The 16,408-nt window shown below is 61.8% G+C and carries 13 protein-coding genes; all 13 read left to right on the forward strand.

Translation table 11 applies throughout. The features are described from left to right. Window positions 1–7 precede the first annotated feature (7 nt). Window positions 8–2,368, forward strand: a complete 2,361-nt coding sequence (locus J8I87_RS23685; RefSeq protein ID WP_209934391.1) for an efflux RND transporter permease subunit — start codon at window positions 8–10, stop codon at window positions 2,366–2,368. Between the two features lie 33 nt (window positions 2,369–2,401). Further along, window positions 2,402–3,367, forward strand: a complete 966-nt coding sequence (locus tag J8I87_RS23690; RefSeq protein WP_209934392.1) for a YCF48-related protein — start codon at window positions 2,402–2,404, stop codon at window positions 3,365–3,367. A 67-nt stretch (window positions 3,368–3,434) separates the two neighbouring features. Further along, window positions 3,435–4,934: a flavin monoamine oxidase family protein gene (locus J8I87_RS23695; RefSeq protein WP_209934393.1), complete on the forward strand. Its 1,500-nt coding sequence runs from the start codon at window positions 3,435–3,437 to the stop codon at window positions 4,932–4,934. Continuing rightward, window positions 4,935–5,615, forward strand: a complete 681-nt coding sequence (locus J8I87_RS23700; protein ID WP_209934395.1) for a c-type cytochrome — start codon at window positions 4,935–4,937, stop codon at window positions 5,613–5,615. 220 nt (window positions 5,616–5,835) lie between these two features. Continuing rightward, window positions 5,836–6,966, forward strand: coding sequence for a saccharopine dehydrogenase family protein (locus J8I87_RS23705; RefSeq protein ID WP_209934396.1), 1,131 nt, complete (start codon window positions 5,836–5,838; stop codon window positions 6,964–6,966). Between the two features lie 42 nt (window positions 6,967–7,008). Then, window positions 7,009–8,562, forward strand: coding sequence for a class I adenylate-forming enzyme family protein (locus J8I87_RS23710; RefSeq protein WP_209934397.1), 1,554 nt, complete (start codon window positions 7,009–7,011; stop codon window positions 8,560–8,562). Between the two features lie 11 nt (window positions 8,563–8,573). Beyond that, on the forward strand, window positions 8,574–9,815 hold the full coding sequence (locus J8I87_RS23715) for a thiolase family protein (RefSeq protein ID WP_209934398.1): 1,242 nt from the start codon (window positions 8,574–8,576) through the stop codon (window positions 9,813–9,815). Next, complete coding sequence (locus tag J8I87_RS23720; protein WP_209934400.1) at window positions 9,815–11,146, forward strand: FAD-binding oxidoreductase; 1,332 nt, start codon at window positions 9,815–9,817, stop codon at window positions 11,144–11,146. The genes J8I87_RS23715 and J8I87_RS23720 overlap by 1 nt, the downstream gene beginning before the upstream one ends. A 112-nt stretch (window positions 11,147–11,258) precedes the next feature. Further along, window positions 11,259–11,945 (forward strand): TetR/AcrR family transcriptional regulator, encoded by a 687-nt coding sequence (locus tag J8I87_RS23725; protein WP_209934401.1) that lies wholly within the window; start codon window positions 11,259–11,261, stop codon window positions 11,943–11,945. A gap of 168 nt (window positions 11,946–12,113) precedes the next feature. Further along, entirely contained in the window at window positions 12,114–13,403 is a 1,290-nt protein-coding gene (locus J8I87_RS23730) for an acyl-CoA dehydrogenase family protein (protein WP_209934402.1), read from the forward strand. Window positions 13,404–13,474: 71 nt separating this feature from the next. After that, a complete protein-coding gene (locus J8I87_RS23735) occupies window positions 13,475–14,959 on the forward strand; it encodes a flavin monoamine oxidase family protein (protein ID WP_209934403.1) in 1,485 nt (494 codons plus the stop codon). Between the two features lie 10 nt (window positions 14,960–14,969). Further along, a complete protein-coding gene (locus J8I87_RS23740; RefSeq protein WP_209934404.1) occupies window positions 14,970–15,626 on the forward strand; it encodes a cytochrome c in 657 nt (218 codons plus the stop codon). A gap of 34 nt (window positions 15,627–15,660) precedes the next feature. Continuing rightward, window positions 15,661–16,308, forward strand: a complete 648-nt coding sequence (locus J8I87_RS23745) for a hypothetical protein (protein WP_209934405.1) — start codon at window positions 15,661–15,663, stop codon at window positions 16,306–16,308. Window positions 16,309–16,408 lie beyond the last annotated feature (100 nt).

The raw sequence follows: 16,408 nt of genomic DNA on the forward strand, positions 1-16,408 counted from the left end.
GAATGCCGTGCTGAATCGTCTTGTGAAAACGCTGGAAAAGTTGTTCTTCGGCTACCGCGCGGCCGTGCTCGTGTCGACCGGAGTGTTCACGATCGCGATGGCGGTTTTCGCGGTGCAGTTGCGCATGGACGCGGGCTTCGAGAAGCAGATGCCCGTCGGCCATGAGTACATCCGGACGTTCCAGAAGTATCGCTCCGATCTGCTCGGTGCGAACCGAATTACCTTCGTCGTGCGGGCTCGCCACGGCTCCATCTGGACGAAGGAGGGGCTGACGCGTCTGTACAATGTAACGCAGGCGGTGACGTATCTGCCGAACGTGGATCGCATCGGCGTGCAGTCGCTCTGGACGCCGAACGCGTACGTGAACGAGATCACGGATGAAGGGTTCCGCGCCGAGCCGATCATCTCCGGCACGATCACGCCCGCCCAGCTTACTTCGGACGTCGTAGCCAGTATCCGCCGGGCGACCACAGAGGGCGGCTATGTCGGCACGCTCGTCTCGCATAATGAAGACAGCGCCATGATCACGGCGGAGCTCAACGAGCGCGATCGCAACGGCCAGGTGCTCGATTACGTCGCGTTCAACCATTTGCTCGAAGCGCAGATCCGCAAGCCGTTCGAGGACGCGGGCTACGAAATCCAGATCATCGGCTTCGCGAAGCAGATTGGCGATATCGCCGATGGCGCCACGGCCGTGCTGGGCTTCTGCGGTATCGCGCTTCTGCTGACAGCGTTAGCGGTCTACTGGTACTGCCATTCGATCCGCTTCACGGTGCTGCTGATCGCCTGTTCGCTCACGTCGCTGGTCTGGCAGTTCGGCACGCTCAAGCTGCTGGGCTTCGGCCTCGATCCGCTCGCCGTGCTGGTGCCGTTTCTGGTGTTCGCGATAGGCGTCTCTCACGGCGTGCAGCAGGTCAACTTCATCGTGCGTGAGATCGCGCATGGCAACAGTTCGTTCGATGCGGCGCGCGATAGCTTCAGCGGTTTGCTTATCCCCGGTGTGCTGGCGCTCTTCACTGCGTTCGTGTCTTTCATCACGCTGCTGCTGATTCCGATTCCGATGGTGCGCGAGCTGGCCATCACGGCGTCGCTCGGTGTCGGCTACAAGATCGTGACGAACCTCGTCCTGCTTCCGGTCGCGGCATCATGCTTCAATTTTACAAAGGACTATGCCGACAGCGCGCTCAAACGCAGCGAGCGGCGCTCGTCATGGCTGCGCGGGCTGGCGCGGGTCGCGCAGCCGAAATATGCGACGTTGACAGTCGCGCTGACTATCGCGGTGTTCGTGCTGGCCGCATGGCAAAGTCGCGATCGGGTGATCGGCACACTCCAGCCGGGTGCGCCCGAACTGCGCGCGGACGCACGCTTCAACCGCGATGCGACCTCGATCGCGGCGAACTACGACATCGGTCTCGACTGGCTGACGCTCGCGATCGAGTCGAATGGCAAGGCCTGCGACAACCCCGCCGTCGGACTCTACGAAGACGATCTGACGAGCGCGCTGCGCAACGAGCCGGGCGTGGTATCGGTGCAGTCGTATTCAGGGATGCTGCGCCGCTACAACCAAGGCTACAACGAAGACTATCCGAAGATGAACGTCGTGCCGATCGACCCTGAAAACTATGGCGCCGTGTCGGTGGATGCCGGACGCGTGAAGGGATTCATGAAAGGCAACTGCGGCATGACGGCCGTCCACCTGTTTCTGACCGATCACAAGGCCACGACGATCAGCCGCATTCTCGACGACGTGAAGCAGTACCGCGCGTCGCACGTATTTCCGGGCATCAACGTGCGTCTCGCGGCAGGCAACGCGGGCGTGCTTGCCGCGATCAACGAAGAGGTGGCACGCAGCGAGTTGCCGATGATGCCCTATGTCTACGCCGCCATCCTGATCCTCGTGTTTCTCGCCTACCGCGACTGGCGCGCGATGCTCGCATGCTGCCTGCCGCTGACGGTCGCAACGTTCATCGGTTACTGGTTCATGAAGGAACTGCAGATCGGGCTGACGGTGGCGACGCTACCGGTCATGGTGCTGGCCGTGGGTATCGGTGTGGACTATGCGTTCTACATCTACAACCGCTTGCAGGTGCATCTCGCAGGCGGTCAGAACATTGTGAAGGCGGTTCAGCACGCGATGCTCGAAGTGGGCGTGGCGACGATCTTCACGGCGATCACGCTGGCCGTCGGCGTGGCGACCTGGAGCTTCTCGGCACTGAAGTTTCAGGCGGACATGGGCAAGCTGCTGGCATTCATGTTTCTCGTCAACCTGCTGATGGCCATGACGGCACTGCCGGCCCTGGCGTCGGTGCTGGAGCGCTGGTTTCCGCGCCGCAAGCCGGCGCGCGCGCCCGGCCTGTTCAGCCACTGAAGCCCATGCACTTACGATAAAAGAGACTCAGCCATGATCAAGACACTGTTCGCCTGTACGGCGCTATGCGCGTCGTTGGTCGCGTTCGCACAACCGCCTGGCACGACTGCGGTATGGGCCGGCATGCCGGCTCATGCGTGGAGCGCGCCATCGCACATGATGCTCACGGACGCGACGCGTGCCGGCACGCGCATGGTTGCCGTAGGCGAGCACGGCGTCATCATCCTGTCGGACGACGATGGACGCAACTGGCGGCAGGTTCGCGATGTACCCGTGTCCGCGACGCTTTCCGCTGTCACCTTCATCGATGCCACGCACGGCTGGGCTGTGGGCCAATGGGGCGTGATTCTCGCGACCCGCGACGGCGGCGAGACCTGGGAGAAGCAGCGTATCGACCTGTCTGTAGACCAGCCGCTGTTCTCCGTGCTCTTTACGAGCGCTCAGGACGGGATCGCGGTCGGCCTGTGGTCGCTCATGCTCGCGACGCACGACAGCGGCAGGACATGGACGAGAACGGTCCTCCCGAAGCCGCCGGGAGGCGGGAAGGCGGATCGCAATCTGTATCACGTTTTCGCCGACGCCCAGCGCGCGCTTTATATCGCCGCGGAACAGGGAACTGTACTCAGGTCGACCGATGGCGGTGCGACCTGGACCTATCTCCGGACGGGCGGCAAAGGCTCGTTGTGGGCAGGCGTGGCGCTGCCAGATGGCCGCATCGTAGTGGGCGGTCTGCTCGGCAGTCTGTTCGAGAGTAGTGACGGCGGCGCGAGCTGGTCCGCGCTGAACGCCGGCACGAAAAGCTCTGTTACCGATCTCGTCGCAACGCGCAGCGGCGTCATCGGCGTGGGTCTCGACGGTCTCGTGCTGAAGCAGCGCGCGGGCAACGCGTCGTTCGAGGTCTCGCAGCGTGCCGATCGCGCGACGCTGACTGCGACGCTCCCCGATGCGGGCGGAAAGCCGATCCTGTTCTCGCAGGACGGCGTGCTGACAGAACCCTGAGCATGTTCGCCTTGCTGCCTTGTTTGTATGTAGCGGTACTGATAACGATGGAGAAAGGAGGAGCACGATGGAAGTCGATGCGGAACCGAAAACGATAGCCAAACCGCGCGGACAGAGCCGGCGCCGGTTCCTTCACCTTGCAGCAGCGGGCGCTGCATCGCTGGCAGCCGATAAGGTATCGCTGGCGCAGGGCGTCGCGTCAAAGCCCGTGGGAGAGGGGGGCGTGGTGGACGTCGCCATCATCGGCGCCGGACTCGCGGGACTGACTGCGGCGCGCGATCTGCGACGCGCCGGGTGCGAATCGCTCGTCGTGCTGGAGGCGCGTAATCGTGTCGGCGGACGAACGTATAACCACGATCTGGGCCGAGGCGTGGTATCCGAGGCGGGTGGCCAGTGGATCGGTCCGGGTCAGACGGCCATCGCCGATCTCGCGCGCGAACTCGAAGTCGATACGTTTCCGAGCTGGTATGCGGGCAAGAGCGTTGTGCTGGCGGGAGACGCGCGCGTCGCCCAAGACTTTCACGGCGGGACCGGTGGCGATGAAACGATCGGTGCCAGGCTCGGCGAACTGGCGCGCGGCGTGCCGTCCGGCGCACCGTGGAAAGCGAAGGACGCAACGGCGCTCGACAAGCTGAGCTACGGCGAGTGGCTGCGGCAGCAGGGCGTGAAATACGAGGAAGGGTATTTTCTCGCCCTGGCGGCGAAGCTGACCCTGGGCGGTGCGCCTGCCCAGCTCGGCCTGCTGCACTACCTTTCGATCATCAACAGCGCAGGCTGCAACTACGAGCAGCTCGAAGCATTCAAAGGCGGTGCGCAGGAAACACGCTTCGTTGGAGGGTCGCAGGTTCTCAGTATCAAGATGGCGAACGAGCTCGGTGACAAAGTGAGGCTTTCGCGCCCGGTGCGAAAGATCGCGGGCTGGGATCGCGACGTCGTCGAGTTGCATACCGATCAGGGTGTGATACACGCGCGCCGGGTGATCGTCGCGATGAATCCGGCTCTGTGTGACCGGGTCGTTTTTGATCCACCGCTGCCACAAGGACGCGCACAGTTGCAGCAGAACTGGCCCGCCAGTGCGCCTATGCGCAAGACGGTGCACGTCTACGAGAAACCGTTCTGGCGCGACGCCGGCTATTCGGGCATGGTCCTTCAGGTCGGTGGTCCCATCTTCATGGCGTATGACAACTCGCCGCCGGATGCCTCCGTCGGCGTGCTCGCTGCATTCGTCGCACCGGGCATGCTGCCGAGCGATCAGCGGGCGGCCGAGCAGATTCTGTCATCGACCTACGCAAAGGCGTTCGGTGCCGAGGCGCTGAAACCCAAACAGTTTCACGATCATGACTGGGGGCGCGTCGACCCCTGGACGCTCCAATGTATCCACCCACTGCCACCGGGCTTCTGGACGACGTGGGGCAAAGCGTTGCATCCCGCAGTCGGCCGGCTCATCTGGTCGGGGACCGAAACCGCCGACCTATGGGCCGGTTCGATGGATGGTGCCGTTCGCTCTGGCCACCGTGCGGCCTTGCAGGCGCTGGCGGGTCTCGCCCAACGAAGCGAGGTGGCCTAGATGAAGCGGGCGATGATCATCGGCGCCGTGCTTGCGGTTGCGGGAATGACGGGCGTGGGCGTCCTGTATGGACGCGACTATCTCGACGGCATGCGCTTCGAAACGGCCATGAGCGAAATCGGCAAGACGGAGGAGGCCAATGCCGGCCAGTGGCCGCAGCCGCAGGAGACGTGTTTCTTTTGCCACGGACCGCACGGCCAGTCGTTCAATTCCTGGTATCCGGCGCTATCCGGACAGCCGCAAGCGTATGTCGTCGCGCAGTTGCACGCGTTCGCCAGCGGACAGCGCGATAACCCGTACATGGGTCCGCTCGCGCGCGCGCTCAGCGACGAGCAGATCAAGTCGCTGGCCGTCTATTTCGCCCAGCAGCGGCCCGCCAGAAACGAAACGCATCAGGCCGACAAAGCGCTGGAGATGCGGGGGCTTGCCCTGATCCAGGCGAGAAGCTGTCAGGCCTGTCACGGTGCATCGCTGTTGGGCAAAGATCAGGCGCCTCGCCTCGCGGGCCAGGGCGAGGCGTATCTGGCAAGTCAGCTAGCCGCCTTCAAATCCGGACGGCGTCATGACCCGCGCGGCGCGATGAATGGCATAGCGGCCACATTGTCCGATGATGACATCCGTTCGGTGGCCGGTTACCTCGCCGGCCTCGCGCCGGAGGAGCTGGCTTCCGGCACGCAATAGCGGCCTCGTCTCTACAGAAAAGGAAACAGGCAAGCAGGCAGGAGATCCCTGTCTTTTTTCAACGGCTTTAAATATGAAACTATGACTAAGTTAATCATGATGTTCTAAATAAAGGCCGGTCCATGGCGACATGGCCGACCGCCTGCATCGCAGGCATTGCTGGCACCGTCCAGCATTTGATCGACGCAACTTTCGAGAAATCACGATTCTGGAGGAAAACATGGCAAAGCATCCCGTGGTTGTTTATGGCGCAAGTGGTTATACCGGCATGTTGATCATGGACTGGCTGATCGACCAGGACATACCTTTTACGGCAGTCGCGCGCAACGCAAGCCGAGCGAAGGAAATGATGGCGCAGCGTGTGGTGCGTCTCGAGTCCGCGAACTACGAGATCATCGAAGCCGAACACGATGTCGAGACGCTCACGGCAGCGTTCCGCGGCGCCAGGGTGGTGTGCAACACCGTCGGGCCGTTCTACAACTTCGGGCTGGTCGCCGTCGAGGCCGCGCTCAAGGCGGGCTGCCACTATCTCGACACGACCGGGGAGCAGGGCTATATCCGCTCGGTGCGCGAGAAGTTCGGCGCGCTGTATCGCGAGGCGGGGCTGCTGGTGTCGCCGTCGATCGCCTACATGTACTCGTACGCCGAAATCGCCGCCGAACTGGCGCTCGAAACGCCCGGTGTCGATGCACTGGAAACGGCCACGTTGACACGCGGCCCGCGCGCGGCGGCCGGCGTGAGCGTGGGCTCGACGGCGACGATTTTCGAAGGCTATCGCCAGGAAGCGTGCTACCTGTGGGAGAAGAAGCTCACACCACACGCGGCGAACGCATCGTTCAACGTCGCTTCTGCTGAGTTCATGCAGCCGGTGTTCTGTCTGCCTTGGGGCGGCACGTCGCTGCCGGTTCACTTCGAGCACGATTCGCGGGTGCGCAGCTGCATTTCGGCTGTGGGCTTCTACGACAACAACGTGATGCAGGCGGTGCATGCGTTCGGGCAGAAATGGGATGCTGAGTACCGGCATCTGTCGCGCGAGCAGCAGGACGCGATTCTGAAGCAGGTGGTTGATTCCACCACGCCCTCCATGCCGCCGCGCGAACGCACGACGGTTCAGCGCACCGTCGATTTCGCGATCGGACGCGGCCAACTCGCGTCTGTGCGCGCGACGGTCTATGGGATCACGCCGTACATCGCAACGGGCGCGCTGCAGACGGCCTGCGCGATCAAGCTGCTCGATGGCGAGACGGCGAAGGTCGGCTTCGCGTCCGGCTCGAAAGCCTTCGGACATCGTTACCTGCTCGGGTTCCTGGAGCAGCGTGGGCTCGCGCGTGCGTCCGTGTCGCAGCTTTGATCCACGTTGCCCTATCCGAACCGAATCAAGGGAACACGCGAAATGGCAATCATTGATTTCTTCGACCGGGGTTGGCGCATCAACCCCGAGGGTATCGCTTACATTCAGGACGAGCGCAGCCATACTTTCCAGGAGATTGGCGAACTCTCGTGCCGCATCGCCAATGGGCTGCTTGCCGCCGGATTCGCCAAGGAAGCGAAAGCGGCCGTCTGGGCGGATAACGACGTCACGGCCTGGGCCTGCACGCTGGGGCTCTGGCGTGCGGGGATGGCCTGGATACCCGTCAACGGACGCAACGCGCCCGCCGAGAACCAGTTCATTCTCGATTTCTTCGACTGCGAAGTGCTGTTCTTTCATCAGGCGTTCGCACCCGCGATCGACGCATTGCGTCCCAGCCTGCCGAAAGTCGCGCTCTGGATCTGTATCGATGCGGACCTGCCCTGGGCGCCATCGCTTGCAACGTGGAGCGCGAATCAGCCTTCGACTAAACCGTCTGTCGACTACCACATGGACGACGTCGTCACGCTCTCGGCAACGGGTGGAACGACAGGTACGCCGAAGGGCGTGATGAATACGCATCGCGCGTTTCAGTCGTACTTCGCGCAATTCATGATGGCGTTCCACTACGGCACCGGGCGTCCCGTAAATCTCGCCGCCGCGCCGATGACCCATACCGCCGGGATGCTGTCGCTTCCATGCACGGCGCGCGGCGGCACGGTCGTCGTGCTGACGAAGCCCGACCCGGCACAGTTGCTGTTCGCGATTGCAAGGCATCGCGTGACTGAGTTTTTTCTGCCGCCCACGGTGATCTATCGCCTGCTCGATATTCCGGGCATCGAGAAGCGCGACTTCTCTTCGCTCAAATACTTTCTGTATGGCGCCGCGCCGATGTCGGTGGACAAGCTCAAGCGCGCGATCGACGTGTTTGGTCCAGTCATGACGGGCGGCTACGGCCAGACTGAAGCGCCGGCGTCGATTTCCTACCTGACGCCGGCCGAGCATTTCGTCGATGGCAAGCTGGCGCCCGACGAACGCCTGTCGTCGGTTGGGCGTCCCAATCCGCTCATTCGCGTCGAGATCGTGAACGATCGGGGCGACGAGCTGCCGCAAGGCGAGACGGGCGAAATATGCGTGCGCGGCGATCTCGTGATGAAGGGCTATTACAAGGCGCCGGACAAGACCGCTGAGACGATCATCGACGGCTGGCTGCATACGGGCGATATCGGCCATATCGACGCCGAAGGCTATCTGCATATCACCGACCGCAAGAAGGACATGATCATCAGCGGCGGGTTCAACGTGTACCCGAGCGAAGTCGAACAGGTCATCTGGGCGCATCCGGCCGTGCAGGACTGCGCGGTGATCGGCGTGCCCGACGACAAATGGGGCGAGGCCGTAAAGGCGGTCGTGGAGCTGAACGCGGGCCAGAGCGTGAGCGCCGAAGAACTTCTCGCGCTGTGCAAGGAGAAGCTCGGCTCGGTCAAGACGCCGAAAAGCGTGGACTTCGTCGCCGCACTGCCACGCAGCACGGTCGGCAAAGTGTTGAAGAAAGACCTGCGCGAGCAGTACTGGCAGGGTGAGCAACGCAGAATCTGAGTTCAACCATCATGACCAAAATCTATATCGCCGGCATTGCGATGACCGTGTTCGGCCGGCACTTCGAGCGCAGCCTTGACGACCTCGCGGGCGAGGCGCTGCGCGGCGCGCTGGAGGACGCCGGATGCAGCGCCGATGCCGTGCGCGCGGCCTTCTATGCGGGCATCACGAACGGGGCGCTGCAAGGCCAGATGTCGATTCCGGGGCAGGTCGTCTTCAGCAAGACGGGGATCGAAGGGATTCCGGTGTTCAACGTCGAGAATGCCTGCGCATCCGGCAGCACCGCGGTGCATCTCGCCGTCCAGCACCTCAAGGCCGGCGCCTGCGATGTCGCGCTCGCGCTCGGCGCGGAAAAGATGAACGTCGAAGACAAGGCAAAGTCTTTCGCCTTGTTCAATGCGGGCTGGGACGTATCCCGCGTCGATGAGAACTTCGCGACGCTGGCAAAGCTGGGCGAAGGCATCGAGCCGCCGCCCGGATCTGAGTCCGACAGGCCGTACAGCCGTTTCATGAAGATCTATGCCGCGTTCTGCCGGCATCACATGAAGACGTACGGCACCACGCAGCGCCAGATCGCGGCGGTTTCGTCGAAGAATCATCTGCATTCCGCCTACAACCCTTACTCCCAGTTCCGGCAGTCGTTCACGATCGAGGAAATACTCGCTGCTCCGCCCATCACTTATCCGATCACGCTACCGATGTGCGCGCCCATATCCGACGGGGCCGCCGCGGCGATCCTGTGCACCGAAGAGGGACTCGAGCGCATCGGCGCGGACCGTGACCGATGCATCCGGATTGCGGCGAGCGTGATTCGAAGCTTCACGCATCGGCGTGCCGACCAGCCGGAGCAGAGCATCGGCCGCCTCGCCGCGCTGCAGGCATACGAGCAGGCGGGACTCGGTCCGCAGGACATGCACGTGGCGGAAGTGCACGACGCCTCGGCGATGGGGGAAATCATCCAGGCCGAAAACCTGGGGCTCGCGCGGCTCGGTGAAGGCGGACCCGCTGCCGAGCGCGGCGAGTTCACGCTAGGCGGGCGCATTCCCATCAACACTTCTGGCGGGCTCGAATCGAAAGGCCACCCGCTGGGCGCGACGGGTATCGGTCAGCTTTACGAACTGGTCACTCAGCTGCGCGGGGAAGCCGGTGTCCGGCAAGTGCCGGGCGCGCATCACGCGATTCAGGAAAACGGCGGCGGCTTGCAGGGCGTCGAGGAAGCCGCGCTCGCGATCCACATTCTGAGCAAAACTTGATGAAGGGGGGCGACGTGGACAAGTATCGGACGCTGGGCGGATGGGTGGAAAGACCGGATGACCCGCAGCCTGAGCTGGAGGGCGACGTTAGTGCGGATGTCGTGATCGTCGGCGCCGGTTTCGCCGGCCTTTACGCGGCCTTGGAGCTGGTCGCGCATGGCGTGAACGTGGTCGTGCTGGAGCGGGAGTTCGCCGGCTTTGGTGCGAGCGGGCGCAATGCAGGGTATCTTGCGGGCGCCCTCGGACTCGAATATGACCTCTTCCTCAAACGCATAGGTCACGACAAGGCGAGGAACATCGTCAGCTTCTATGAAAAGGCCGTGGACTTCGTCGAAGGAAAGCTCGAAGAGCACAAGATCGACTGCGATTACAACCAGTCCGGGTTGATCCGCGCAGGCATCGATCCTTCTCAGGAGAAGAAAGTTCGCGAGGGCATGCGGATCGGTGCCCAGCTGGGCTTTCAATCCGAGTTTCTGGATCGGGCGGAAATGCGCGCCCGCGGAATCCCGCCGGCGTTTCTGTTCGGCAACTATGTGTCCCGCGGCGGCACGCTCGATCCCGGCAAGTACGTGGTGGGCTTGAGGCGCGCCGCGCTGCGCGCCGGCGTGAGGATCTGCGAGAACACGCCACTGCTATCCTGGACCGATGGCCCCGTCATCAAGGTACGCACGCCGCGAGGCAGCGCGAGCGCCCCCGTGCTGATGTTCGCGACCAACGCCTACACGCCGCAGTTGGGCCTTCTTGTGAACAAGGTGGTGCCGTTGAGGGTCTCGGCGATCGAGACCGAGCCGCTTTCCGAAGCCCAACTGAGGGCGCTGGGCTGGCCGCGGCGCGAAGGCATCGTGACGGCGCACTGGACCATGGAAAGTCATCGCCTGACCGCACGCAACACGCTCGTCGCGACTACCAAGCGAATCCACTACCCCTACGGATCGAAGACCCCGAATGTGCGGGACGACGGCCACTACCGCGAGTTGAGGACGGCGCTGCACGATCGCTTTCCGGCCTTGAATGGCATCGCGCTGCGCGCATGCTGGAGCGGCTACATCAGCCTGGCCAATGATGCGCTGCCGGTTGTCGGCACGACGGGGACGAACCAGAACATCTATTACTCAGCCGGGTGTTCGGGACACGGCGTCGCCAGCCAGTCGATGGTGGGACACATGATCGCCGAACAGATTCGTGGCATCGGGAATCCACTGCTCGCAGGACTGCATCACCGCACGCCATCGACGTGGCCCGAGCCGTTGCGATGGTGCGCGATAAACAGCGTGTTAGGCGTCGCGAACATGCTCGACGATCGGCTCAACAACAAGGTACGCGTTGCCTAGGCCCGCCGACATGATGCGAGGCCGTTGTAAGGTATAGTCATGTTTACCCAGAGAACCGTCAGTGTGACCCTCTCCTTTCACGATGAGAACCACTGCAATCAAGGCGGAAACGATGACCGTGCCAAATCAGCAGCGCACCACCCGTAAGGGGCGCACATCGAGCGCAGTATCTTCGGCAACGCCGCCCGACGGCCTGCGGGCCCAAGGCATACGGACGCGCAACGCCATCGTGCGCGTTGCACGGAAGCTTCTGCTCGAAAATGGCCCGATGGAATTCTCGCAGCGTGCTGTCGCTCTGAGCGCGGGAATCAGCGTCAGCAATCTCCAGTACTACTTCCCCACAAGACCCGCTATCCTGCGCGCGGTCATGGCGCCCGTCATCGAAGGCTATCTCGATGCGCTGAAACGCGCGCTCAAGGACAATGCTTCGCCGCGTGAGACGATCGAGGCCATCCTGGACATGTCCCTTCAGGACGCGAAGGATTCGAAGAATATTCCGTTGTGGTGGCATTTCTTTTCGCTCGCCTCCACTGATCCCGAGTGCGCGCAAATGCGCGACGAGTGGTACGACACGCTGACGAAAGAGTTCGCCGAGCTCATTCGTTCCGTGAACCCGAAGCGTGGGGCGGCCGAGAGCGCCCACATCGCCGTATTGCTCATTTCGATGGTCGACGGCATGACGCTCCATCTCGGAACCGCGCGCAATAAGCGCGCCTATATGCGAGGATTCGAATCGACCTTCCTTGCGGTCGCGCGTAGCCTCGTGTGGGGAAAGTCGCTGGACGTCGAGGCCGCCTAGCCGCCCGAGGCGCAAGCACGGCAATAGCGGAGACAGGGGAATACCCTGTCTTTTTTTTCAACAACTAGTTTTGTAGAGTTACCTATGTTTTGTATTGTTATCTATTAACCGTCGAGCAGGAATTTCGGCAAGACGGGTGATATCCGTCCAGAAGAGGGGAACACTGAAATGATTCGTCTGCACAAGTCCGTAGCGTTGCCCTTGGCCGGTCTGACCGGTTTTGAAACTCCGTTGAGCGAAGAGGAGCGAGCGATACAGGACACCGTCCATCGTTTTGCCCGGGACGTGCTGAACCCGCTCGGCCGGGAACTGGATCGCATGACGCCCGAGGACGTCATCGCTCCCGGGTCGCCGTACTGGACGGCCATGTTCGAGAGTGCAAAGCTCGGCCTTGATCCGCAACTCATCGCGCAGTTTCCGCCCGAGGTCGCGGTGCGCATCGAATCGATGATCGGCGAGGAGCTCGGTTGGGGCGACGCGGGGCTCGCAATCTCGATCGGCGTTGCGACCGCGCCTTTGATGATGGCCCAGTCGCTCGGCAATCAGGAACTGATCGACATGTGCACCGGCAAGATCGGCTGCTGGATGAACACGCAGCCGGACCGTGGTACGGACGCCGCGATTCTCTATCGCGATGAACTCAGCGCGGCGGGGAAGCAGCCGACTGGGAACGTCACGGCGAAAGTAGGGGCCGACGAAATCATCATCAACGGCCAGAGCTCGGCGTGGATTTCGAACGGATCGATCGCACAGGTCGCGCTGGCTTACATGGCTGCGGATTACGGCGACGGCTACTACGGCGCGGGCGAACATGGTGCCTTTACCAACGGCCTGGGCGTGATCATTCCGCTCGATCTGCCAGGTATTTCGCGCGGCAAGCCGCTCGACAAGATTGGCCAGCGCTCGCTGCCGCAGGGCGAAATCTATTTCGACAACGTGAGGGTGCCGAAGCGCTTTGCGATTGCATTGAAGGACGATTATCTCGGCAATCTGGCTTCGACCTGGTCGTACGCCGGCACGCACATGTGCCAGGTGTTCGTCGGCGTCGCCCGCGCTGCGTTCGAACTCGCACTGGCTTATTGCCATCAACGCAGGCAAGGTGGAGCGCTTCTGATCGAGCATCAGATGACCCAATTGCGCGTCGGCGACATGCTGCGCCGTCTTGAGATGGCGCGCGCCATCGCGCGACGCAGCCTCGCTTATGCGCGCATGTCGCCGCAGAGTCACCCGTACGTGACGGCGCAGGCCAAGGTCAGCGTCACGGATGAAGCGATGAAGATCACGAACGAGGCGTTCCAGCTCTTTGGCGGCAATGGCACCACGCGCGAATTTCCAATCGAGAAGATCTTTCGCGATGCCCGGTCTGCGCTGATCGAAGATGGCGAGAACTACCACCTCACCTTGCGTCTGGGCGTGCTGGCAGGAAAGCTGTATCAGAACGGATGGGCACAGGAATAGATGACGATTTTCCTGCAAGGCGATTGAGCAAGATCATAAATTAGGATTGCAAATGAGCAATACACGCAGATATGGCAAAGAAATTTTCTTCTGATCGTTCCGCGAACCTGCCGCGCAGGCAATGGCTCAAATATGCGGGCGCCTCGGCCGCAGCCGGTACGATCGCACTGGCTGCGAGGCAATCGTCCGCAGAGGCTGTCACGCCGGCGCATGGCTCATCCGATGTGCTCGATGTCGTCATCGTGGGGGCGGGGCTCGCGGGACTGACCGCGGCACGAGACCTGCGGCAGGCGGGCTGCGGGTCTTTCCTGGTGCTGGAAGCCAGGAACCGTGTCGGGGGCCGGACGCTCAACTACAACATCGATGGCGGATACGTCTCCGAGGTGGGCGGGCAGTGGATAGGTCCCGGCCAGACGGCAGTCGCGGATCTCGCCCGCGAACTGGATGTCGGCACATTCCCCACCTACTACAAGGGAAAGACGGTCATCCTTGGCGGCAACGGCAGAGTCGAGATCGATCTGAGGGGTACATTCGGCACTGATGAAGCAGTCGGTGCAAGACTGAGCAAGCTATCGCGCGAGGTTCCCTCCGGTGCGCCCTGGAAATCCGCGAGAGCCGGCGAACTGGACAAGCTCTCGGTCGGTGACTGGCTGGCCGGTCAGAACATCAAGCCCGAAGATCGGATGGGCTGGAATACGAGCGTTTCCCTTTCTGGCGGATCGACGCCGGCGAAGATGGGATTGCTGCATTTTCTTTCGATGATCAACTCAGCGGACTGCGAGTACGAGCAGCTAGACAGCATCAGGCACAGCGCGCAGGAAACACGCTTCATCGGAGGATCGCAAATCCTCAGCAACAAGATGGCGGAGCAGCTCGGCGAGAAGGTGCGTCTGTCGTCTCCGGTGCGCCGGATCTCGGACTGGGATCGCGATGTCATCACGTTGCACACGGATCGCGAAAGAGTACGGGCCCGGAAGGTCATCATGGCCATCCATCCCGCTTTGTGTCATCAGGTGCAATTCGATCCGCCGCTGCCTGAAAAGCGCGCCGCGCTACAGCGCGCCTGGCCTGCTCATTCGCCGGCGCGCAAGACGGCCATGGTTTATCGCCGTCCGTTCTGGCGAGACAAGGGATTGAACGGCAGCATCTTTCAGGTCAATGGTCCCATCTTCTGGGCGTTTGACAACTCGCCTCCTGGCGGAGAAATCGGCGTCGTCAATGCATTCATCAGTACAGCGATGGTGCCTTCGGATCGGGATGCGGCAAAGCGCATGCAGATGGAACTCTATGCGCAGGCATTGGGCGAGGAGGCCTTGTCGCCAGTGGCCTATCACGATCAGGACTGGGGGCGGGACGACCCCTGGACGATCACCTGCATCTCTGCGATACCGCCGGGCTTCTGGAGCAAGCATGGCGAGGCGCTGCGGCCGCCATGCGGCAACCTGATCTGGTCGGGAACGGAGACTGCCGATATCTGGGCCGGCTACATGGACGGCGCCGTGCGCTCTGGGCGTCTCGGCGCCCTGCAGGCGCTGAACGCGCTTCGTCGAGCTTAGGAGACCTCTAATGAAGAAATATGCATTGCTCGGCGCTCTCGCGTTGATCGTCCTCCTGCTTGTTGTGTTCGGATCGGATTTACTCGGTCTCTATCGACTTCAAAACTATGTGACGACGTCAGCAGAGGCATATCAGGCGGACGGAGGCGCGTGGCCGCACGTGACCGACGCGTGCGTGGTGTGTCATGGAGTGAAGGGCAATTCACAACATCAAGGCTATCCGAGCCTGGCGGGCCAGCCGGCGCCATACCTGGAGACTCAGTTGCACAGCTTTGCAAACGGGACCCGGCGCAATCCGAACATGGAGCCGCTGGCGATGACGATGAGCGACACGCAGATTAAATTTTTCGCAGATTACTTTTCCAGGGTGACGCCCATCACGAATCGTTACTTCAAGGCGGACCCTCAACTGAGTGAGCGAGGCCGGCAATTGGTATCCGCGGGCAATTGCGCGGCATGCCACGGTGCGCGACTCATGGGACATGATCAGTTTCCGCGTCTCGCCGGCCAAGGTTACGACTATCTCATGGCACAGTTTCGCGCGTTCGCATCGGACGCGCGGACCGAGCCGACAGGAATGATGAAGAGCATTTCGACACGCACTTCTCCCGCGGATCTCAAGGCTATTGCCAACTATCTGGCGAGCCTGGAACCTGCCAACAATTGATCAACTCTGCGCATCCGGTTTTGGGAATTCAATCATGGATCAAAGATCTCTCGTTCTGGTCATTTCCAGCGTCCTGCTAGCGCTCAGTTCTTTCACCTACGGCTGGAAGTTCGTGAAGAAGCGCAACTACCTTCTCGGTCTGGAACTATGGGTCGTCGGTGTATCCGCAACGAATGCGGTCGGCTTCTTTGCGACGGGCTCGCCAGTGTCGTATGAGATATCGCATTTCTTCGACGCTTTCTCACGCGGATTCGGCATGCCGGTCATTGCCGTCGCTGGCCTGATGGCGATAACACACGGCTACAAGCCATCGATTCGTCAAGACGTGCTGGTCTTCGCGGCCTGCTTTGCTGGGACATTCGTTCTGGTGGGCGCGGATTTCATAGCGGGATTTCTTCCCTACTACTATCTGACCATGTGGATCCTGCTTTCGATCTATCTCCTCTACTTCATCGCGAGACTGATAAGCACCGGAGCGATGTTCCACGCGATGACCGTGACCGTAGCGCTGGTCACTTCGCTCGGCATCGCGGGAATCTACGACTTCTACAAGATCCCAGGAGAAGAGACGAACGTCGTGTTCAACTTTTATACGCTAGCTCTGTGCTCGTGGGCGTACTTCATGGCGGCGATGTATTACGGCTATTGTGCGCTGGAGCGCGCGCAAGACGGCGCGCGTTAGCGCGACCCACCCCCGACGGACGATAAGTGAAGAAGATGACTCATTTGAGAATCGGTATTCCGAAGGAGCAGAGGAGCGGTGAGCAACGCGTCGCTGCCAC

This window comes from Paraburkholderia sp. LEh10 (assembly GCF_017814945.1).
In the GTDB taxonomy this organism is placed as follows: Bacteria; Pseudomonadota; Gammaproteobacteria; order Burkholderiales; family Burkholderiaceae; genus Paraburkholderia.